Origin of the sequence: Flavobacterium resistens (genome assembly GCF_900182645.1) — a bacterium.
Lineage (GTDB): Bacteria > Bacteroidota > Bacteroidia > Flavobacteriales > Flavobacteriaceae > Flavobacterium > Flavobacterium resistens.
This window is the reverse complement of the sequence record NZ_FXTA01000001.1, coordinates 887842-908502: the sequence shown is the minus strand read 5'-3', so window position 1 is coordinate 908502 and position 20661 is coordinate 887842. Positions and strand designations below refer to the sequence as shown.

Genomic DNA, 20661 nt, shown 5'->3' with positions numbered 1-20661 from the left:
AAATGATAAATATCATATTACTGACAAAAAAAAAGAGACTCAAAAATTGAGCCTCTTTACTGAATTAAATAACTAACGTGAAATAGAATCTTGGATGATTTTAAGCCATTTTTTTGCAAACATATGATCTTGATAAGCGCTAATTTGTTTGATGCGATCATCATCAAAATCATAGAATGGTATGGTGATTTTTTGAGAAGTTTCGTTTTGCTGAAATTCGAAATCTATTTTTAGAATAGTATCAGAATTTCCGTCTGTTGTTAAAATTAATTTACAGGAAGAAACACTTTTTAAGTCTACAAAAGTTGATTCTTGCTGATTTGGATTGAAATTCATTAAAATGAATCTTTTGTTTTTCTGATCCAGAGTTAGCGTTTTATTGCTTTGAGATTCAGTCAAATCAAAATCTTCAGGATGAGTTGAGTTGAATTTCTTTTTGATATTTAGGATTTTAGATTTGTTTGCAGCGTTCGTTCGTGCTGAAAAATAAATTGGAATTGCGACTATAATTGCAATCACAACACCAATTATGGTTACACTTGTTTCCATTTTTGATTTTTTATTTGATAAATAATATGAAATTATAAACAGTTTTCAGATAGAAAACGGTCTTAAGACTTGTGAAAGAAAAGATTTCTTTCGAATAAAAATTTCACGGATTTATTTACCAGAAAAAATGGAAAGCGTAGAGCATTAAAGAGATTTTCTTGCTCTGAGTCGAAAATTGACGTGTAAAATTAAACGCTGATTTAACAGCTTTATGTTGAGGAATAACTGACAGTAAAGAATCAAACCATCTTAGTACTGCAGGGTACTCTGTTTTAATACTTGCCGCAAATTGATAACTTGCCTGCGGTTGAATAAATGCAGAAGAATCAGGAGTATCTTTGGAGAAGTTAGTATCTTTTTTTTGACTTTCAATTTGTTGCATAGGAACATCGCTTGCCTGTGTGGCAAAGAATGCTATAATCAAAAGTGATATAAACAAGATGGTCTTACGAATCCAATTCATGGTGGCGAATTTAGTTCATAAAACACAATAAATAAAATTTTGAAGTGCTAATTAAGTCTTAAAAATGCTTTTTTGTTTTATCCTCAACCTAAATAGATAAGTTGAGGATAAAAGTATATTATTGTTGCATTTTAAAATAATAATCGGCGGAATGCTTTCCCCCGCCATAAAATAGAAAGAAAATGCAAAGCAGCAAAACTGCGATTGCAAGAATTAGGCTTTCAGAATGCATTCGTCCCATGAAGTTTACTAAAACAGCTCCAAAAAGAATAGGTAGCTGTGCGGCAATAGCCCAACGGGTGAGCAGACCGAAAACGATCATTATTCCTCCAATCATATGTGCTGGCGCAATATAATGCAGAAGGAACATTCCGCCTCCAAACTGATCGATTGGAGAAATTAAATCATGCAGATATTGAACGTTAGTTACAAATGAAACTCCTTTCATAAATAAAAAAACACCCAATACGATACGTACTAAATCTACCGGTAAATAAGTGTGCGCATTTGCCCATTTATTCAAGCTTTTTACATTTTCCATGACATTGCGTGATTAAAAATTGTTTATTAAAATTACGAAATTTTAATAACATATTTAATAATAAGTCGTTGAAAATGAGTTTTTTGGTGTTTATTTGACTTAAAATGAGAATTTCGGAATGCTTTAAACCTGAATAACACCTAAATTGAATGGTTTTTGAATGGGAGCGTGGTTTGCAGCTTCGATTCCCATTGAAATCCATTTGCGTGTATCGAGCGGATCAATGATTGCATCTGTCCATAATCGTGAAGCAGCATAATAAGGCGAAGTTTGTTCGTCATAACTTGCTTTTATTTTATTGAAGAGCTCTGTTTCTTTGGCTTCATCTACAACTTCTCCTTTTGCTTTAAGCGAAGAAGCTTCAATTTGTGCCAAAACTTTAGCAGCTTGCGTTCCACCCATCACGGCAAGTTCCGCGCTTGGCCAAGCAAATATTAATCGAGGATCATAAGCTTTTCCGCACATTGCGTAATTTCCTGCACCATACGAATTTCCAACAATTACAGTAAATTTCGGTACAACAGAATTACTCACAGCGTTTACCATTTTTGCACCGTCTTTGATTATTCCTCCATGCTCAGATTTTGAGCCTACCATAAAACCAGTAACGTCTTGTAAAAAAACTAATGGAATTTTCTTTTGATTACAATTGGCAATAAAACGAGTTGCTTTGTCGGCACTATCAGAGTAAATTACACCTCCAAACTGCATTTCGCCTTTTTTAGTCTTAACCACTTTTCGCTGATTGGCAATAATTCCAACTGCCCAGCCGTCAATTCTGGCATAACCTGTAATAAGAGATTGTCCGTAACCTTCTTTATAAGCTTCAAATTCAGAATTATCAACCAAACGATTGATGATTTCCATCATATCGTATTGTTCTGTACGTGCTTTTGGTAAAATTCCGTAAATATCTTTTGGATCCAAAGCAGGTTTTTCAGCTTTGATTCGGCTATAGCCAGCTTTGTCGAAATCGCCAATTTTATCTACAATATTTTTGATTTTGTCTAAAGCATCCTTGTCATCTTTAGCTTTATAATCAGTAACTCCAGAGATTTCACAATGTGTTGTTGCACCTCCTAAAGTTTCATTGTCAATCGTTTCACCAATTGCAGCTTTTACCAAATAACTTCCGGCAAGGAAAATACTTCCGGTTTTGTCTACAATCAAGGCTTCATCACTCATAATTGGCAAATAAGCGCCACCAGCAACACAGCTTCCCATTACGGCGGCGATTTGCGTAATTCCCATACTGCTCATTTGGGCATTATTTCTAAAGATTCGTCCAAAATGTTCTTTATCTGGAAAAATTTCATCCTGCATTGGCAAATAGACTCCTGCGCTGTCAACAAGATAAATTATTGGAAGTCTGTTTTCTATAGCGATTTCCTGTGCGCGAAGGTTTTTCTTTCCTGTAATTGGAAACCATGCACCAGCTTTTACAGTAGCATCATTAGCAACAACAATGCATTGTTTGCCTTTGATGTAGCCAATTTTTACCACGACGCCACCAGAAGGACAACCGCCATGTTCTTTGTACATTCCTTCGCCGGCGAAACCTCCAATTTCAATATTTTCTGAATTTTCATCCAATAAATAAGCAATGCGTTCACGAGCTGTCATTTTTCCTTCGGAATGAAGTTTTGCAATTCGTTTTTCGCCTCCGCCCAGTTTTACTTTGGCAAATTTTTGTTTTAATTCTGAAAGTAGTAATTTATTGTGATCTTCGTTTTTATTGAAGTTTAAATCCATGATATAATATTGATTTTACAAAATAGTGTTGGCTAATTTACAAAATCAATTGAAATAAATGAGTTGCTTTACGAATTAAGAAAAAAGTTTGTAAATGTTTTTTTAGATTTTTTCAAAACGACTTCAAGAATCATAAACCGATTATTTTTCTTTAATTTGCTTTTTCATACTAATTAGTATTTTTTTATGTCTAAAGCTGCAAACACCCGATTAAACATTCTTCATAAAGCATTTGAATTGATCTATACAAAAGGCTATCAAACCACAAGTATAGATGAAATTATTGCGACAACTCAAGTTACAAAAGGTGCTTTTTATTACCATTTTAAAACCAAGGATGAAATGGGAGTTGCTATTATTGAAGAAATTCTAAAACCGACAATGCAGGAACATTTTATAAAGCCTACAGAAGCCTCCCAAAATCCAATAGAAGATTTTTATAATATGATTTCATATTTATTGCTCGATGATCCTTTTTTACAAGTAAAATATGGCTGTCCAGTTGGAAATCTTACGCAGGAAATGACGCCTTGGAATAATAAGTTTAGTGAAGCTTTGGCAGAATTGGTCGATTTATGGAAAGCAACGATTATAAATTCAATTGAAAAAGGGAAAGAATATGGTTTGATTAGAAAAGATGTTGTGGGCGAACAAGTTGCTTTTTTCATCCTTTCGGGGTATTGGGGAATTCGAAATTTTGGAAAACTTCAAAACGATAATTCTTCTTATCTAGTTTATTTAAAGGAACTTAAAAGTTATTTAAATGGTTTGAAATAAAATTATTTTCCAAAAACATACTACTTAGTATGTTTTTAAATATATTTGCATTGTCTTAATCAAAAAACAATGTATCAAACTATTTTAGAAGGCCATTCTTTTATAAGATGGCTCGTATTGGTAAGCTTGTTATATTCTATTTATATCGCTTACAAAGGTTATTCTCAAAAACTTCCTTTTACTAAAAAGGATAATCTCATCCGTCACTGGACGGCTACAATTGCTCATATTCAGCTTATTTTTGGAATATTAGTTTATGTACAAAGCCCAATTGTAAAGTATTTCTGGAAAAATTTTAATGAAGCGATTCAAAATGTGAATGCTTCATTTTTCGGAATTATTCATATTTTTTTGATGTTAATTGCAATAGTTTTGATAACGATTGGTTCGGCTTTGGCCAAAAGAAAATCTTCTGATGAACAAAAGTTCAAAACTATGCTTATTTGGTTTTCTCTTGCCTTATTAATCATTTTTATTGCCATTCCGTGGCCATTTTCTCCTCTTGCAAACCGACCTTATTTTAGATAATTATGAAAAATTTACTGAAGACAAATACTGGAAGATTACGAATTATTGGATTCCTTGAAGGAACTTCGCTTCTGATTTTGCTTTTTATAGCAATGCCTATGAAATATATTTTTGAAATGCCTTTTTTAACACGGCCGGTAGGAACAATTCACGGTGCTTTATTTTTACTTTTTATTTTTAATACATTGAGTGTTGGGGTAGAGCAGAACTGGAAATTTGCCACCACAACATGGAAAGTACTTTTGGCGTGCATAATTCCGTTTGGTACTTTTTATATCGATTCTAAAATTTTAAGTAAAATTCAAAACCAGTAAAAATTATGATTTTTGTGTTCAAGACAAATGTTGACAGCATTTCGAAAGTGAAGAAAGTTACACCAAAACTAAATAGATTATTTCCTAATTCTAAATGGAATTTTGATCTCGAAGACTGCGATAATATTCTAAGGTTTGAATGTAAAGATGATATTATCGAAAAAGTAATTTTTTTAATGAAAGCTATTGGCTTTGAATGTGAAGCTTTATAAAAACAAAAAACATCCGTTACAGCGGATGTTTTTATATATAAAACAAAGTATAATTATTTTTTAGGAGCGCAAACCATTCGTTTTAGCATTGCCCATTGTTTAAGAGCATCTCTGGCTTCAACTGCAGGATAACCAAGCATTGTTTTTCCTGCCGGAACGTCTCCAGTGACACCTGATCCAGCGCCAATTACGGCTCCATCTCCAATATTTGTATGATCTTTTATTGATGCGCTTCCGCCAATGATAACGCCGTTTCCTAAAGTTACAGAACCTGCCAAGCCACTGTTTCCAGCCATAATGCAGAATTTACCTAATTTACTATTATGTCCAATTTGAACTAAATTATCAATCTTACAGCCGTCTCCTAAAACTGTTGAACTGAATTTTCCACGGTCAACACAAGTATTTGCACCAATTTCGACACCGTTTCCAATAATAACATTTCCAATTTGCGGAATTTTTACAAGTCCGTTTTCTTTGCAGGGACGGAATCCAAAACCATCAGCGCCAATAGTTGCATTTGGATGAATAATAGAGTCACTACCAATATGACAACGTTCGCGAACCACTGTTCCAGACCAAATAACGGTGTTTTTTCCGATAGTGCATTCGTCTAAAATAGTAACATTTGGGTATAAAGTAACATTTGCACCAATTTCTACTTTTGGACCAATATAACAGCCAGCACCAATTTTTGCACCTTCAGCAATTACTGCGGTTTCATCGATATTGGCTGTTTTGTGAATATTACTGCGAAATATTGGCGCAGGAGGAGCAAAAAGGGCAAGTATTTGAGACATTGCCAAATCAGCATTTTTTACTTTGATAAAAGCACGATTTTCGCCAGGCTCGATCGAAATATCTTCATTTACAACTGCTATTGATGCATTTGATGCAGACCAATGTTTTTCATACTTTTTATTTCCTATAAATGAAATTTGCGAAGTAGTTGCCTTTTCCAGTTGCTCGGTTGCATTAATGCTTTGAGAAGTTGAGCCGTATATCACGCCATTAATCACTTCGTTAATTTCTTGAATTGAATAGGATTTCATTTAATGTATTTAAGAGTATTTGGGATTAATTTTTGCCAAATAAAATAAATTACATTTTAATTACCTAATATTATTAGCGTGTTTATTGAAAGATATTTAAAATAATAGTTTAAATATTACAAAATTAACACTTTAGATATTAAAATTTTGTTGGTTTTCTAATTTTTAGACAAGTCCAAGTGTTGGTTTATATTGCTTAAAACGAAGTGTTTAGTTTTTTTGAAGCAATAAGAAAAGTTATTTTTTATTGATAAGCAGTAACTTACATTTTTTTTGTTAATGGTGTAAATGCAAAAAAAAACGATTCACTTTTAAAGGAATCGTTTCTTACTGTTTTTTATTATTTAGTTTTAGAAAGAGAAACTGCATTTATGCAATAACGCAGACCGCTTGGTGGCGGGCCATCTGGGAAAACATGTCCTAAATGTGCATCACAGACATTGCATACAACTTCAACTCGAATCATTCCGTATGATTTATCGGCATGATATCCAATTGCATTTTCTTTAATTGGTTGTGTAAAAGAAGGCCAACCAGTTCCTGATTCAAATTTTTCACTTGCGTCAAAAAGAACCGTTCCACAGCATTTACATTCGTAAATTCCGGGATCAAATAAACTGCATAATTCTGAGCTGAAAGATCTTTCGGTTCCTTTTAAGCGAGTTACCTGAAATTCTTCTGTCGTCAGAATTTGTTTCCATTCTTCTTCCGTTTTTTCTACTCTTTTATCTGGAGCAGGATTTCCTTTGTTTGTAAAATGAATTACATCGGCCCATTTTATCATAACTTCCTCTTTTAGGTTTAAAGTTGTTTCAAGTTTCAGGTTTGAAGTTTACTATGACTGCAAACTTCGGCTTTGATCGAAAACTATTCTTCCTCCTTTTGTCCCATCATCATTAAATATGCTTTAAGAAATGGGTCTATATTTCCGTTCATTACACCGTCAACATCGCTGGTTTCGTAGCCTGTACGAACGTCTTTTACTAATTTATAAGGTTGCATAACGTAGTTACGAATTTGCGAACCCCATTCAATTTTCATTTTTCCGGCTTCAATATCGGCGCGTTGTGCTTGTTGTTTTTTCAATTCAATTTCATACAATTGAGAGCGAAGCATTTGCATGGCACGTTGTCTGTTATCTTGTTGCGAACGTGTTTCAGAACATTGAATTTGAATTCCGGTTGGTTTGTGAACCAACTGAACTTTTGTTTCAACTTTATTTACATTCTGACCTCCGGCACCACTCGAACGAGAAGTCGTAATTTCGATATCGGCAGGATTAATATCGATTTCAATACTATCATCAACAAGCGGATAAACATAAACCGAGACGAATGAAGTATGACGTTTTGCATTACTATCAAAAGGTGAAATTCGAACCAAACGATGAACTCCATTTTCTCCTTTTAAATAACCAAAAGAATAATCACCTTCAAATTCTAAAGTCACGGTTTTGATTCCGGCAACGTCGCCTTCCTGAAAGTTAAGTTCCTTGATTTTATAACCATAACTTTCACCCCACATCATGTACATACGCATCAGCATTCCAGCCCAGTCGCAACTTTCAGTTCCGCCCGCTCCAGCGGTAATTTGAACAACTGCGCTCAAACTATCACCTTCGTCAGAAAGCATGTTTTTGAATTCGATGTTTTCAATATGCGATTGCGCACCGCTGTATTGTTCGTCTAATTCCTCTACAGAAAGTTCGCCTTCTTTATAAAAATCATAAGCAAGTTGAAGCTCATCTGTAAGTTCGACGGCTTTATCGTAATCTTCAATCCATTTTTTCTTGTTTCGAAGATTTTTTACGATGTTTTCGGCTTCTTTTGGGTTGTTCCAAAAATCTGGCGCAAAAGTCTTTTCTTCTTCGTTTGCAATTTCGATTAGCTTGGCATCAACGTCAAAGATACCTCCTCAACGCACCAAGGCGCTCCACAATACCTTTTACTTGTTCGGCTGTTGTCATAAATTAATAACTGTTGTCATAAATTAATAAGTAGTTTTGTTTGTTTTTTGCAGAAATTACATTCAGTTGTTTGTATAATTTCGTTCTACAAAAATAAGATTTAGTTTTTAGAATACAGCAATAAATTTAACATACAATCATTTGTGTGTAAATGATTAAAGCTTAGTTGTTTTGCATTATTTTTTATTTTCTAAAAGATGCTATTTCTTGTCAAATAAGATAGTTTCTAAGCTTGGAAATCAATTTTTGAATTATTAATACTAGTTTTATATGTTTTTTATAAATATTACGTTAATTTGGTTCTAGGTAATCCGCAAGTTAAAATTTATTAAAACTTGGGATTAATAACAAACAGTAATACGTAATTTTGCTGTCCAAAAAAGATATAAGTTTTATATGGAAATAAATTTAATTAGCGATACCATTACAAAACCAACATATGAGATGCTGCAATATATGTTCAACGCACAAGTTGGCGACGATGTATACAAACAGGATCCTACGGTTATTGAACTAGAAACAAGAGTAGCCGAATTTTTTGGTATGGAAGCTGGACTTTTTTTTCCGTCTGGAACTATGGCAAACCAAACTGCAATTAAACTGCATACGCAACCAGGTGAACAATTAATTGCCGATAAATTTGCACATGTTTACAATTATGAAGGAGGCGGAGTGTCTTTTAACAGTGGTGTTTCATGTTGTTTGTTAGATGGTGATCGAGGCATGATCAATGCATCGCAAGTCGCTGCAGCAATCAATGACCCAGAATTTTATCATAGTCCGTTAACGAGTTTGGTTTGTGTGGAAAACACAACAAACAAAGGTGGTGGTGCTTGTTATGAATTGGAAGACTTGAGAGAAATCAAAAAAGTATGCGATGCTAATAATTTGAAATTCCATTTAGATGGAGCGAGAATTTGGAATGCATTAGTTGCTAAAAGACAAAATCCGAAGGAATTCGGAGCAATTTTCGATACAATTTCGGTGTGTTTGTCAAAAGGATTAGGTGCGCCAATTGGTTCAGTACTTCTTGGAAGTAAAGCTGATATTCATAGAGCATTAAGAATCAGAAAGATATTAGGTGGTGGAATGCGCCAAGTTGGTTATTTGGCTGCCGCTGGATTATATGCTTTGGCAAACAATATAGAAAGATTGGCCGAAGATCATAGAAGAGCTAAAGAAATTGGGGCGATTTTAAGTACGAAATCATGGATTGCTTCTGTTGAACCAGTAGAAACTAATATTCTGATTTTCTCATTGGCAGAAGGTTACAGCGATACACTTTTAATCGAAAAATTAAAACAAAAAAATATTTTAATAAGCTCGTTAGGTCATAATAAACTAAGAATCGTTACTCACTTAGATTATAAAGAAGTCATGCATACATATGTAATGGAGATCTTCTCGAAGATTTAGAAAAAAGATACTAAGGTTCTAAGTTACTAAGATTCTAAGGTTTTTGAATTGCTAAAAAAAAGACGCACAATTTGTGCGTCTTTTTTTTTTTTTTAAATCTTGCTATGAAACTTAGTAACTTAGAACCTTAGTATCTTAGTATCTTAGAATCTTTACTTAAAAAGATTATCCATTCCAGGAATCATTGGCATATCCATTTTTGCTACTGCATCAAGTTCTCTTTCGTTTATGTTTGTAGCTTTTTCAATTGCTTTATTTAACGTTACGATTAGATAATCTTCTAATTGTTCTTTATCTTCTAAAAGAGAGTCGTCAACAGAGATTGTTTTTATTTTTCGGCTTGCTGTAATCGTAATTTTCAATAATCCGTCAGCGCTTTGTTCATCAATTAAAACAGTATCCAAGCGCTTTTTTGTATCTTCAATTTTTTGTTGGGTTTCTTTAAGTTTCCCCATCATTCCCATTAAATCCATTTTCTTGATTTTTTAAATTATTTCAGACAAAATTAGTATATTGCTATGGTAAATCAATAGAATATTTTATGAAAAAATTAATTTTCGTTCTCTTTTGATTGTAGTACTTTTGCCACTTCGTATTTAAAAATAAATGCTCAATCAATGCAAAACAATATAATGGCTCCAAAAGCCACAGAAATTCCAAAGAAACTTAAAAAACATAAAGAGACTAGAATTGATAATTACTTTTGGCTGAATGACCGTGAAAATCCAGAAGTTATCGATTATCTGAATAAAGAAAACGATTACTATCAAAACATGACCTCTCATACTAAAGGTTTGCAGGAATCTTTATATGAGGAAATGAAAAGCCGAATTAAAGAAGATGATTCTTCAGTACCTTATTTCTACAACGGTTATTTCTACATCACACGTTTTGAAACCGGTCAGGATTATCCAATTTTTGCCAGAAAAAAAGCAAGCCTTTCGGCAGAGGAAGAAATTCTCTTCAATTGCAATGAAATGGCAAAAGGACATGCTTATTTCAAATTAGGAGGCTTAAGTATTAGTCCGGATAATAAGTTTGCCAGTTTTGGGGTAGATATAGTTGGAAGAAGAATTTACACAGTTCAAGTCAAGAATCTGGAAACAGGAGAAATTCTTTCAGACAAAATTGAAAACGCTACCGGAAGTTCAGTTTGGGCAAACGACAATAATACATTGTTTTATACCAGACAAGATGAAGTTACTTTAAGAGCAGATAAAATTTTCAGACATAAATTAAATACAGAGTCTAAAGATGATGTTTTAGTTTATAATGAAACAGATGATACATTTAATGTTTCTGTACACAAAGAAAAATCTAAAAAATACATTGTAATCAGTTCTGGAAGTACTTTAACGACAGAATACAGAATTTTAAATTCGGATAATCCAGACGGAGAATTTGAAGTATTCCAAACACGCGTTCGTGGATTAGAATATAGTATTTCACATTTTGAGGATTCGTTTTATGTTTTAACTAATAAAGACAAAGCGACGAATTTTAAACTGATGAAAACGCCAGAGAATAAAACGGGCAAGAGAAACTGGGTAGATGTAATTCCGCACAGAGAAGATGTTTTGTTAGAAGATATTGAAATCTTTAAGAACTATTTAGTTGTAGAAGAGCGCTCAAACGGATTGAATCATATTAGAATCATGCCTTGGAATGGCGAACCAGATTATTATTTGCCTTTTGGAAGCGAAACTTACAATGCTTACACGACAACAAATATTGATTTTGACACCGATATTTTACGATACAGTTATCAATCGCTTGCAACGCCTTCGTCTGTAATTGATTTTAATATGAAAACTAAAACCAAAGAGATCTTAAAAGAACAGCAGGTTTTAGGTGGAAAATTCGATAAAGAAAATTATGTAGAAGAACGAGTTTGGGCAACTGCAAGAGACGGTGTAAAAGTGCCAATTTCGATGATTTATAGAAAAGGATTAGAGAAAAATGGCAAAAATCCGCTTTTGTTGTATGCATATGGTTCATATGGAATTACAATGGATACTTATTTCTCGTCAACAAGACTTTCGCTCTTAGACCGCGGATTTGTTTACGCTATCGCTCATATTCGTGGCGGCGAAGACTTAGGAAGACAATGGTATGAAGACGGAAAACTGTTAAAAAAGAAAAATACCTTTACAGATTTCATCGATTGCTCTAAATTTGTAATAAACGAGAAATACACATCTTCTAAACATTTGTACGCAGAAGGCGGATCAGCAGGAGGGCTTTTAATGGGAGTTATAACAAATGAAGCTCCAGAATTATACAACGGAGTAATTGCTCAGGTTCCTTTTGTGGATGTCATAACAACAATGTTAGATGATACCATTCCGTTAACAACAGGAGAATACGACGAATGGGGAAACCCAAACAATAAAAAGTATTATGATTATATGTTATCGTACTCACCGTATGATAATGTAAAAGCGCAAAATTATCCAAATATGTATGTATCTACAGGATTGCACGATTCGCAGGTACAATATTGGGAGCCTGCTAAATGGGTAGCTAAATTGAGATATATGAAAACAAATGAAAACCTTTTGTTTTTAGATACCAATATGGATGCCGGACATGGCGGAGCTTCAGGACGTTTTGAGGCTTTGAAGGACTTAGCAAAAGAATTTAGTTTTTTATTAGATTTAGAGAAAATTAAAAGCTAATTAGAAAAATTTTGTTAAATTTGCAACCTATCGGGGGTTTTAAAAAAAACCTTTGATTAACTATTTTTTTATGAAAGAAGAAATAAATGCTTATAATAATGTTTTAGAATTAATAGGTAACACCCCGCTTATTAAGCTAAATAAAATCACCGAAGAGTTAGAAGGAAATTTCTATGCAAAGGTAGAAGCTTTTAATCCAGGTCATTCCTCAAAAGATAGAATCGCGTTATATATTATTGAAGAAGCTGAGAGAAAAGGAATTTTGTCGCCAGGTGATACTATTATTGAAACTACGTCAGGAAATACAGGATTTAGTTTAGCAATGGTCAGCATTATTAAAGGATATAACTGTATTTTAGCAGTAAGTTCAAAATCATCTAAAGATAAGATTGACATGTTGAGAAGCCTTGGAGCAAAAGTTTATGTTTGCCCGGCGCACGTTTCAGCAGATGATGAAAGATCTTATTATAACGTAGCCAAGCGCTTACACGAAGAAACAAAAGGCTCTGTTTATATTAATCAATATTTTAATCAACTGAATATTGATGCACACTACAATACTACAGGTCCTGAAATCTGGGAACAGACAAAAGGAAAAATCACACACTTAATTGCTTGCAGCGGAACAGGAGGAACAATTTCTGGAACTGCAAAATTCCTAAAAGAACAAAATCCTAATATTAGAATTCTGGGTGTTGATGCTTTTGGTTCGGTATTAAAAAAATATCATGAAACAAGAGAATTTGACAACAAAGAAATTTATCCATACCGTATTGAAGGTTTAGGTAAAAATTTAATACCGTCAGCGACTGATTTTGATATCATTGATAAATTCATGAAAGTAACGGACGAGGAAAGTGCGCACTCAGCAAGAGAGATTACTCGTAAAGAAGGATTATTTGTTGGGTATACATCTGGAGCAGTAATGCAGGCGATTAAACAATATGCCGAAGAAGGTGAATTTACTAAAGATAGTAATATCATTGCTATTTTCCCAGATCACGGTTCGCGCTACATGAGTAAAGTATTTAGTGATGACTGGATGAATGAACAAGGATTCTTTGATAGCATCAATGAAGAAGAAGTTCAGAAAATTGAATTTGTTAAGTAATTAAAATACTTTTCCATATATAAAGCTCCATCTTATTGATGGAGCTTTTTTTTGGAGTAATTCAAGTGTATAATTTTCATAAATTATGAGTTCATAAGTCAAATTATGTCTTTTGTAATGAATGGTTATAATCTCTTAATTATTGTAAATACCGTATTTATACGTAAGAAACTTTATGTTTGATTGAAGTAAATTTAAAAATTTAATATTATTGTTAAGAGTATAAATAAATACAATTAAGTGTTTGAAATCATCAATTTTTGTTATTTAAACGATTATTTAGGTTAGTTATCGAAAAAATTTCTGCTGAAAAACATAAAAATATAGTTTAGCAGTGTTAAAATGACACAATGTTTTTTAATAACCCTTAAATCTATCGCTATGAAAAAATTACTACTCTCTTTAATGTTTGTAAGTTATTTGAATGCTACTGCGCAGAATCCTATTCAGGAGTTTAACTTCAACGGAACCTTAAACAATACTCAAAATACAATTACTTTCATGGGAGCGAATAATTTCGTTTCTGATCGTATGGGAAATCTTAATGGGGCTCAGCGACTAAATAACAAAGCTATGGAAGCTGTTATTGACGATTTGCCTCAAAATAATTCAGCAAGAACAATTAGCGTTTGGGTAAAACTGAATGATATTTCTAAAGCAAATTATATTTTGGGATATGGTACAGCTTATAATGCACAATATTATGGATTATTGCAGCAAGGTACGTCTTCTTCAAATTCAGATTTAAGTATGGCAGGATGGGGAGCAAGCAATGATGTGATTGTTTCTACTCCTTTGGCAAAAGCGACCTGGTACCATTATGTTATTACATTTGATGGAAAAATATCTAAAATTTACCGTGACGGAATAATGTTGAAATCCGTAACTGGAATTGAGCGTTCTACGAAAGGTACTATTTTTAGACTTGGAGAAATAAATACTACCGTAGGCATTAATGCTGATATTGACGACTTAAAAATCTACAATGTTGCAATGACAGATGAACAAGTTACAGCTCTTTATGAAGAATCTAAACCTATAGTTGCTATTGTTGCGGAAGTTACAGCGTCGAAAACTGTGTCAGCCAAAACGGTTACAGGAAAAACTAAAGTTGCTGTTAAAGCGGCGCCATCAAATGCAATTATTGCAAATAGTGATGTAAATGGAGATAAAAATGTTGAAGTTTATTCACAAGGACAGAAAATCATTGGAGATAATTCCATGAGCATTAGTGATTTGCCAGAAGGTACTTATTTGTTGAAAATTACAAATGCACCATCAAAAAAAATCACATCAAAGTAAAGAAATTTGGTTAATAGAAATAGTTAGTTAGTTTTTAGTTTTTTTATCATGTTGTTTAGTGAGCAATTTATTTTGGATAGTAGAAAAAAGCCTTCTGTATCTCAGAGGGCTTTTTTTAAAGTTGTTTTGTAAAAATGTTTTTACAAATTCCGAAAACAAATATTGGCTAATTTTTATTTTCATAATTTTAATAAGAATATCTTATTTTTTCATGTAATGTTTTTTGTAGCTTTGAATTAAAATTATATTTTTAACAAAATATTTGAAATAACAGAATACTTTATAAGTGTTAAGAAATACCCTAAATCCCCCTAAAATATTAAATATGAAAAGATTATTACTTACGTTAATGTTTGTAACTTTTTTGACTACTAATGCCCAAAATCCTGTGCAGGAATTCACATTTAATGGAAATTTAAATAGTACTGATAATTCCATTTCATTGCTGGGTGCTCCAAATTTTGTTGCTGATAGAACAGGGACTCCCAAAGCAGCTCAGCGACTTACAAATAAATTTTTGCAAGGTGTAGTAGGAGAACTTCCTCAGGAAAATAAACCGAGAACTATATCTTTTTGGGTAAAATTTAATACGGTTGCTTCAGCAAATTATATCTTGGGTTACGGAGCTCCAACAAATTCTCAATTTTTCGGATTATTGCAGCAACCTGCAGTTTCAGGAAATTCAGATGTAAGCCTTGTTGGATGGGGTGATGCTAATAACGTTATTGTTTCTGTTCCCCTTCAAAAAGAAATTTGGTACCAATATAGTATGACATACGATGGTACTAATTCTAAATTATACCGTAATGGAGAATTGTTAAAATCGGCAACAGGAATTGCGCGAGCGACGAAAGGTTATATTCTTAGATTAGGACAAATAAATGGAACAACTACGATTAATGCTGATATAGATGATCTAAAAATTTATAATGTTGCTATGACTGATGAGCAGGTATTGGAATCATATAATAGCTCAAAACCAGTCGCTGGACGTGTCGCTGAAGCTGCTCCGGTTTCGAGTGGAGTGAAAAAAGTTGCAGTTGCTGCGCCACCTGCAAAAACTGTAGCGCCTTCAAAACCAACAACATCTGTAGCAACGCCTTCAACAGATAACAATACAACTACAACTAAAACTGTAGAGGTTTTTTCTCAAGGAAGAAAATTAACTGGAAGTAATGCTTCTAACATTGGGGATTTACCAGAAGGAACCTACTTATTGAAAATAACAAATAAAAAATAATACGTTTAACTTTTAGTAACGTCAAATAAAAAAGCCTTCTGAAATTTCAGAAGGCTTTTTTATTAGTGTTTTTTCTGTTGTCCTGGTGCATAAGCTTTTGCGCTTTTGTCTCCATTCATTTTTTTTGCTTGCCCTGGCGGTACTTTTTTACCTGTTGGTGCAGGCCCCCCCGGCCCCAGACCTGTATGTACATGAGTGCTACAGCTTATTACGCTTAGTACTAAAAATAAAAGTACCATTACAATTACCGCTATTTTTGTGTATTTTGATGTTTGCATTTTGATGATATATTTTTTTTGTTTGAGGTGTTGCAAATATAACGGTTAAAATGTTTTTCGGAAAAATTGACTCTAGTTTAAAATCATTACAAACAAAAAAGCTCTGGAAAAATCCAAAGCTTTTAAATATTTTTCAGAAAGAAATTATTCTTCTTTCATTGTATGATAAACGTTCATAACGTCATCATCTTCTTCGATTTTCTCGATTAGTTTTTCAACGTCAGCGATTTGAGCTTCTGTCAATTCTTTAGTTATTTGCGGAATACGCTCAAAACCAGAAGATAAAATTTCTAAACCTCTATTTTCTAATTCTTTTTGCAAAGCACCAAAACTTCCAAAAGGAGCATAAATTAAGATTCCGTCTTCGTCTTCAAAAACTTCTTCAGCACCAAAATCAATTAATTCTAATTCTAATTCTTCAGCGTCAAGGCCATTATTAGCAATTCTGAAATTACAAGTGTGATCAAACATAAATTCAACAGAACCCTGAGTTCCCATTGTTCCGTTGCATTTGTTAAAATAACTACGGATGTTTGCTACTGTTCTATTATTATTGTCAGAAGCTGTTTCAATCAAGATTGCGATTCCGTGAGGCGCATATCCTTCAAAAAGAATTTCTTTATAGTTGGCAGTATCTTTATTACTTGCATTTTTAATCGCGCGCTCCACATTGTCCTTAGGCATGTTAGCAGCTTTCGCGTTTTGTATTACAGCTCTTAATCTAGAATTGGCATCTGGGTTTGGTCCGCCTTCTTTAACAGCCATAACGATATCTTTACCAATTCTGGTAAATGTTTTGGCCATCGCTGACCAACGTTTCATTTTTCTTCCTTTTCTAAATTCGAACGCTCTTCCCATTTCTAATTTTTAGTTTTGTGATGCAAAAATACGGTTATTCCTTATTTTTCCAAAAACAATACTATTCTTTTTTTTAATGTTTTAAGTTTCAGGTTTCAGGTTTCAAGTTCAGATTAGAACGTGAAACCTGAAACCTGAAACCTGAAACAAAATAGTTATTTCGAAGCATTAAATTCATTGATAACATTTACAGCTTCATTCAAATACGGATTCGTTTTTAAATTGTCAATCTGATATTGATTTACGGTTTTGTCGTTAGGATAAACTCCAAGCAAAAATTGATTTACAGTCGAATTGTAAACATCCAGCGGATTGTTTTCGTCATTGAAAGTATTGATTTCTTTCCAAAGGGAATTGACTAGTTTTTTTTGCTTGAAAACTGCATCTAAAGTCATCGGAAGTTCAGCTTTTGGCGTATTTACAATTTGATCAATTTTTTGGTTTATTTTTTTGATGTCGTTAAAATAATAATTATCAGCCAGTCGCGCCGCTGAATTTTTAGCTAATTTATCAATCAGCGGACGTTTTGCATATGGTTTGTATTTTAAGAAAGGTTCAATGCTGTCGTTTTTAATCGCGGTTGGGAAATCGCTTTCTTTTTGATAAACGTCTTCATAAAATTCAGGAAGAATCACATCAGGTTTTACGCCAACATATTGATGACTTTTTCCTGTAACACGATAAAATTTGTTAATTGTAATTTTTAAAAAGTCTGTATTTTTTTGCTCATCAAGAGAAAGAATAGTCTGCATAGTTGCTTTTCCAAGAGTAGTGCTGCCTATTAAAAGAGCGCGATTATAATCTTGCAGAATAGAAGCAAAAAATTCACTTGCCGATGCCGTATTGCTGTTTACAAGAATTACGATTGGGCCTTTATAAATTAATCCTCTATAAGGATCGTTTATTACAGATTTCTCTTTTTTATTATCAATTACAATTGAAATCGGACCGTAATCGATAAACATTCCGGCTAGTTTTATCGCTTCTTCCATCGAACCGCCACCGTTGTCAATCAAGTCAATTACTAGACCTTGTATATTGTCTTTTTCAAGTTTCATTACCTCGCGGGCAACATCATCAGCGCAGCCTTTTCGGTTGTTTTCGTCTAAATCAGCATAAAAACTAGGAATTTTGATGTAGCCAATTTTACTGTCTTTTCCGATAATAAAACTGTAAACCGAATTATCTTCATCTTTCATGACTTGTTTTTCAATATAAACATCAAAGCTCTTTCCTGAATTTCGTTTCAGCGTAAGCGTAATACTTTTATTGGATTCCGATAAAATCATGGTCGAAATCGATTCTAATGATGAACAGGAAACCTTTAAAGTTTCTTTTTGGTTTGATATGGAGATAATCTGATCACCTTTTTTAATTAGTCCGGTTTGATATGCAGGTCCGTTAGGATCAATTTCCGCAATAATAATTTCATTTTTTTCATTCAGATTTACGCTCATTCCCAATGAAAGATGTTCTTTAGATAATGAAGCCACAAAACTGGTTTTTGAATCATCACTGAAATAAGCAGTATGCGGATCAAAATAAGTGCAGAAGTAATTATAAAGGTTTTCTTCTTGTTTGATTTTGTTTTCTAACAACGTGTTTATTCTGCAAATTTCATTAGATAAAATCATCTGTTTTGTTGCCGTTTCAATTGATTTGAAGTTGGCTTTTACAGAATCAAGATTTTCACTGCTTTCGGCCATTTCATCTAAAATCTGATAGCGCAGTTTTTTAAGCCATACTTTTTCCAGATCTTCTTTTTTTAAATAAAAAGGAAAAGCTTTTTTGTAAAATCTGATGGTGTCTTTTGTAGTATAATCAATATTTGTTGATTGAATTTTTTCTAAAACCGCTTTCGTTCTCAAAAGTCCGTTTTTATATTTTGAAGTAATATCGTCTAAAAAACTACAGTCGTTGTTCAGAATTAAATCATCTAAATTAAAACGATATTTTTTAGACATTTCGTCGTATTCGGTTTTAAAAAAGATGTTTCGTGACGGATCTAATTCATTGATTAGGTTATCAAAAACAAAAACCGACAAGCTGTCGTTTACAGGTTTTGGGCGAATATGCTCACTCTGGACAAGCGCATTAATTTTATTTAAAATCTCGCATGTCTGAGTGCTATTTTGACTAAATAGAACAGTTGAAGTCAGCAGAAATACTAATAATAGGCTTTTCATAAATCTGTAAATCATCGGTTACATTAAAATTACGGTAATTTTTTGATAAAAGACAGTAATTTCTCAAGAATATCGATGACTAAAAGATTTTATCTATGAATGACATCTTATGAATAAAATTCGGCATAAAAAAAATGCATTGCAATTTATATCGCAATGCATTTCTGTATTATTTAGTCAAAAATTATTTTTTGTAAAAAGGCAATTTCACCACTTTAGCAGCAACATCATTTTTTCTGATTCTGATAAAAATATCGCTATCAATAGCACTATTTGCAACAGTAACATATCCTAAACCAATTCCTTTATTCATAGAAGGTGACATAGTTCCAGAAGTTACAATTCCAATAACTTCGCCAGAAGCGTCAACAATTTCGTAATCGTGTCTTGGCACTGCACGTTCCTGCATTTCAAAAGCAACTAATTTTCTTGTAACACCAGCTTCTTTTTGTTTTTTAAGTGCTTCAGAATTCGTGAAATCTTTAGTGAATTTCGTAATCCATCCTAAACCAGCTTCAAGTGGAGAAGTAGTATCATTAATATCGTTTCCGTAAAGACAGAATCCCATTTCCAGACGTAAAGTATCACGAGCAGCAAGACCAATAGGTTTAATTCCGAAAGCCGCTCCAGCTTCAAAAACTTTGTTCCAAATTGCTTCAGCATCTGCATTTTTGCAATAGATTTCAAAACCTCCTGAACCTGTATATCCTGTAGCAGAAATGATTACATCACTGAATCCTGCAAAATCAGCCACTTCAAAATGATAATAAACAATAGAAGACAAATCAACTGAAGTTAATGATTGCATAGCTTCAACCGCTTTTGGTCCCTGAATCGCCAATAAAGAATAATCATCAGAAAGATTCTTCATGTCAACTCCTAAATCATTATGAGAAGAAATCCAGTTCCAGTCTTTATCAATGTTCGAAGCATTTACCACAAGTAAATACTCTTCTTCTTTCATTTTATAAATAATCAAATCGTCAACAATTCCGCCTTCATTATTTGGAAGACAAGAATATTGTGCTCTTCCAATTGTCAAAGTTGATGCATCGTTAGAAGTTACTTTCTGAATCAAAGCCAATGCATTTGGACCTGTTAACAAAAATTCACCCATATGCGAAACGTCAAAAACGCCCACACCGTTACGAACTGTTTCATGTTCAGCATTAACTCCTTCATAAGTAATAGGCATGTTATAACCAGCAAAAGGAAGCATTTTTGCTCCTAAACCTTCATGTATGTGCGTAAGCGCAGTATTTTTCATTGTGTTGTTTTATAAAATTGTTTTGCAAATCTATTCAAAAAATATCTAATTTGAATGGCTTAAATTATAAATTTCGCAATAATTAGGAGCAATTCCAGCTTTTCGTTACATCCCGATAGTTATCGGGACATAAAAAAAATCAAAGTTTCTAATGTTCTAAAAAGAGCTTGC

At 33.1% G+C, this 20661-nt stretch carries 21 protein-coding genes; 9 read left to right on the top strand and 12 right to left on the bottom strand.

Going from position 1 to position 20661, the window contains the following annotated elements; translation table 11 throughout:
- Nucleotides 1–72: 72 nt before the first annotated feature.
- The 4 genes from FN795_RS03895 to FN795_RS03880 all read right to left on the bottom strand — a co-directional run bounded on the left by FN795_RS03895 (nt 73) and on the right by FN795_RS03880 (nt 3305).
- Nucleotides 73–549 carry a hypothetical protein gene (locus FN795_RS03895; protein ID WP_142449461.1) on the bottom strand — a complete coding sequence of 159 codons (477 nt, stop codon included), beginning with the start codon at nt 547–549 and terminating at the stop codon, nt 73–75.
- Nucleotides 550–664: 115 nt separating this feature from the next.
- Entirely contained in the window at nt 665–1012 is a 348-nt protein-coding gene (locus tag FN795_RS03890) for a hypothetical protein (protein WP_142449460.1), read from the bottom strand.
- A gap of 118 nt (nt 1013–1130) precedes the next feature.
- Nucleotides 1131–1553, bottom strand: a complete 423-nt coding sequence (locus FN795_RS03885; protein ID WP_035648523.1) for a DoxX family protein — start codon at nt 1551–1553, stop codon at nt 1131–1133.
- 123 nt (nt 1554–1676) lie between these two features.
- Nucleotides 1677–3305 carry an acyl-CoA carboxylase subunit beta gene (locus FN795_RS03880; protein ID WP_142449459.1) on the bottom strand — a complete coding sequence of 543 codons (1629 nt, stop codon included), beginning with the start codon at nt 3303–3305 and terminating at the stop codon, nt 1677–1679.
- Nucleotides 3306–3491: 186 nt separating this feature from the next.
- On the opposite strand from FN795_RS03880, the gene FN795_RS03875 reads away from it, so the two are divergent.
- The 4 genes from FN795_RS03875 (at nt 3492) to FN795_RS03860 (ending at nt 5136) form a co-directional block, all read left to right on the top strand.
- Nucleotides 3492–4082 (top strand): TetR/AcrR family transcriptional regulator, encoded by a 591-nt coding sequence (locus tag FN795_RS03875; protein WP_142449458.1) that lies wholly within the window; start codon nt 3492–3494, stop codon nt 4080–4082.
- Between the two features lie 69 nt (nt 4083–4151).
- Nucleotides 4152–4610: a hypothetical protein gene (locus tag FN795_RS03870; protein WP_142449457.1), complete on the top strand. Its 459-nt coding sequence runs from the start codon at nt 4152–4154 to the stop codon at nt 4608–4610.
- Between the two features lie 2 nt (nt 4611–4612).
- Complete coding sequence (locus tag FN795_RS03865; protein WP_142449456.1) at nt 4613–4924, top strand: DUF3817 domain-containing protein; 312 nt, start codon at nt 4613–4615, stop codon at nt 4922–4924.
- A 5-nt stretch (nt 4925–4929) separates the two neighbouring features.
- Nucleotides 4930–5136: a hypothetical protein gene (locus tag FN795_RS03860; RefSeq protein WP_035648515.1), complete on the top strand. Its 207-nt coding sequence runs from the start codon at nt 4930–4932 to the stop codon at nt 5134–5136.
- Between the two features lie 53 nt (nt 5137–5189).
- Here FN795_RS03860 and lpxD read toward each other — a convergent pair whose 3' ends face one another.
- From lpxD to prfB, 3 genes are all read right to left on the bottom strand, one after another.
- Nucleotides 5190–6188: a UDP-3-O-(3-hydroxymyristoyl)glucosamine N-acyltransferase gene (gene lpxD, locus FN795_RS03855; RefSeq protein WP_142449455.1), complete on the bottom strand. Its 999-nt coding sequence runs from the start codon at nt 6186–6188 to the stop codon at nt 5190–5192.
- A 340-nt stretch (nt 6189–6528) separates the two neighbouring features.
- Nucleotides 6529–6972, bottom strand: a complete 444-nt coding sequence (msrB, locus tag FN795_RS03850; RefSeq protein ID WP_142449454.1) for a peptide-methionine (R)-S-oxide reductase MsrB — start codon at nt 6970–6972, stop codon at nt 6529–6531.
- A gap of 83 nt (nt 6973–7055) precedes the next feature.
- A protein-coding gene (gene prfB, locus FN795_RS03845) for a peptide chain release factor 2 (protein WP_142449453.1) occupies nt 7056–8154 on the bottom strand; the annotation gives its coding sequence in 2 pieces (ribosomal slippage) (nt 7056–8090 and nt 8092–8154; 1098 coding nt in all).
- 396 nt (nt 8155–8550) lie between these two features.
- Here prfB and FN795_RS03840 point away from each other — a divergent pair.
- Nucleotides 8551–9570, top strand: coding sequence for a threonine aldolase family protein (locus FN795_RS03840; RefSeq protein WP_142449452.1), 1020 nt, complete (start codon nt 8551–8553; stop codon nt 9568–9570).
- Between the two features lie 152 nt (nt 9571–9722).
- Here FN795_RS03840 and FN795_RS03835 read toward each other — a convergent pair whose 3' ends face one another.
- Nucleotides 9723–10043: a YbaB/EbfC family nucleoid-associated protein gene (locus FN795_RS03835; protein ID WP_035648504.1), complete on the bottom strand. Its 321-nt coding sequence runs from the start codon at nt 10041–10043 to the stop codon at nt 9723–9725.
- Nucleotides 10044–10187: 144 nt separating this feature from the next.
- Between FN795_RS03835 and FN795_RS03830 the strand changes: the two genes are divergently transcribed.
- The 4 genes from FN795_RS03830 to FN795_RS03815 all read left to right on the top strand — a co-directional run bounded on the left by FN795_RS03830 (nt 10188) and on the right by FN795_RS03815 (nt 15901).
- On the top strand, nt 10188–12248 hold the full coding sequence (locus tag FN795_RS03830) for a S9 family peptidase (protein WP_142449451.1): 2061 nt from the start codon (nt 10188–10190) through the stop codon (nt 12246–12248).
- Between the two features lie 70 nt (nt 12249–12318).
- A complete protein-coding gene (locus tag FN795_RS03825) occupies nt 12319–13359 on the top strand; it encodes a PLP-dependent cysteine synthase family protein (protein ID WP_142449450.1) in 1041 nt (346 codons plus the stop codon).
- 381 nt (nt 13360–13740) lie between these two features.
- Complete coding sequence (locus FN795_RS03820; RefSeq protein WP_142449449.1) at nt 13741–14661, top strand: LamG domain-containing protein; 921 nt, start codon at nt 13741–13743, stop codon at nt 14659–14661.
- 325 nt (nt 14662–14986) lie between these two features.
- Nucleotides 14987–15901 carry a LamG domain-containing protein gene (locus FN795_RS03815; protein WP_142449448.1) on the top strand — a complete coding sequence of 305 codons (915 nt, stop codon included), beginning with the start codon at nt 14987–14989 and terminating at the stop codon, nt 15899–15901.
- Between the two features lie 62 nt (nt 15902–15963).
- On the opposite strand, the gene FN795_RS03810 is transcribed toward FN795_RS03815, so the two are convergent.
- The 4 genes from FN795_RS03810 to gcvT all read right to left on the bottom strand — a co-directional run bounded on the left by FN795_RS03810 (nt 15964) and on the right by gcvT (nt 20490).
- Complete coding sequence (locus FN795_RS03810) at nt 15964–16179, bottom strand: hypothetical protein (protein WP_142449447.1); 216 nt, start codon at nt 16177–16179, stop codon at nt 15964–15966.
- Between the two features lie 144 nt (nt 16180–16323).
- Nucleotides 16324–17037, bottom strand: coding sequence for a YebC/PmpR family DNA-binding transcriptional regulator (locus FN795_RS03805; RefSeq protein ID WP_026729302.1), 714 nt, complete (start codon nt 17035–17037; stop codon nt 16324–16326).
- A 155-nt stretch (nt 17038–17192) separates the two neighbouring features.
- On the bottom strand, nt 17193–19223 hold the full coding sequence (locus FN795_RS03800; protein WP_142449446.1) for a carboxy terminal-processing peptidase: 2031 nt from the start codon (nt 19221–19223) through the stop codon (nt 17193–17195).
- A 184-nt stretch (nt 19224–19407) separates the two neighbouring features.
- Nucleotides 19408–20490 carry a glycine cleavage system aminomethyltransferase GcvT gene (gene gcvT, locus FN795_RS03795; protein WP_142449445.1) on the bottom strand — a complete coding sequence of 361 codons (1083 nt, stop codon included), beginning with the start codon at nt 20488–20490 and terminating at the stop codon, nt 19408–19410.
- Between the last annotated feature and the right edge of the window lie 171 nt (nt 20491–20661).

Coding starts and splice junctions, on each gene's coding strand:
- FN795_RS03875 (WP_142449458.1), top strand. CDS start 3,492: ATGTCTAAAGCTGCAAACACCCGATTAAACATTCTTCATAAAGCATTT.
- lpxD (WP_142449455.1), bottom strand. CDS start 6,188: ATGAAATCCTATTCAATTCAAGAAATTAACGAAGTGATTAATGGCGTG.
- FN795_RS03815 (WP_142449448.1), top strand. CDS start 14,987: ATGAAAAGATTATTACTTACGTTAATGTTTGTAACTTTTTTGACTACT.
- FN795_RS03835 (WP_035648504.1), bottom strand. CDS start 10,043: ATGGATTTAATGGGAATGATGGGGAAACTTAAAGAAACCCAACAAAAA.
- gcvT (WP_142449445.1), bottom strand. CDS start 20,490: ATGAAAAATACTGCGCTTACGCACATACATGAAGGTTTAGGAGCAAAA.
- FN795_RS03865 (WP_142449456.1), top strand. CDS start 4,613: ATGAAAAATTTACTGAAGACAAATACTGGAAGATTACGAATTATTGGA.
- FN795_RS03890 (WP_142449460.1), bottom strand. CDS start 1,012: ATGAATTGGATTCGTAAGACCATCTTGTTTATATCACTTTTGATTATA.
- FN795_RS03860 (WP_035648515.1), top strand. CDS start 4,930: ATGATTTTTGTGTTCAAGACAAATGTTGACAGCATTTCGAAAGTGAAG.
- FN795_RS03880 (WP_142449459.1), bottom strand. CDS start 3,305: ATGGATTTAAACTTCAATAAAAACGAAGATCACAATAAATTACTACTT.
- FN795_RS03840 (WP_142449452.1), top strand. CDS start 8,551: ATGGAAATAAATTTAATTAGCGATACCATTACAAAACCAACATATGAG.
- FN795_RS03830 (WP_142449451.1), top strand. CDS start 10,188: ATGCAAAACAATATAATGGCTCCAAAAGCCACAGAAATTCCAAAGAAA.
- FN795_RS03895 (WP_142449461.1), bottom strand. CDS start 549: ATGGAAACAAGTGTAACCATAATTGGTGTTGTGATTGCAATTATAGTC.
- msrB (WP_142449454.1), bottom strand. CDS start 6,972: ATGATAAAATGGGCCGATGTAATTCATTTTACAAACAAAGGAAATCCT.
- FN795_RS03885 (WP_035648523.1), bottom strand. CDS start 1,553: ATGGAAAATGTAAAAAGCTTGAATAAATGGGCAAATGCGCACACTTAT.
- FN795_RS03825 (WP_142449450.1), top strand. CDS start 12,319: ATGAAAGAAGAAATAAATGCTTATAATAATGTTTTAGAATTAATAGGT.
- FN795_RS03810 (WP_142449447.1), bottom strand. CDS start 16,179: ATGCAAACATCAAAATACACAAAAATAGCGGTAATTGTAATGGTACTT.
- FN795_RS03870 (WP_142449457.1), top strand. CDS start 4,152: ATGTATCAAACTATTTTAGAAGGCCATTCTTTTATAAGATGGCTCGTA.
- FN795_RS03820 (WP_142449449.1), top strand. CDS start 13,741: ATGAAAAAATTACTACTCTCTTTAATGTTTGTAAGTTATTTGAATGCT.
- FN795_RS03800 (WP_142449446.1), bottom strand. CDS start 19,223: ATGAAAAGCCTATTATTAGTATTTCTGCTGACTTCAACTGTTCTATTT.
- FN795_RS03805 (WP_026729302.1), bottom strand. CDS start 17,037: ATGGGAAGAGCGTTCGAATTTAGAAAAGGAAGAAAAATGAAACGTTGG.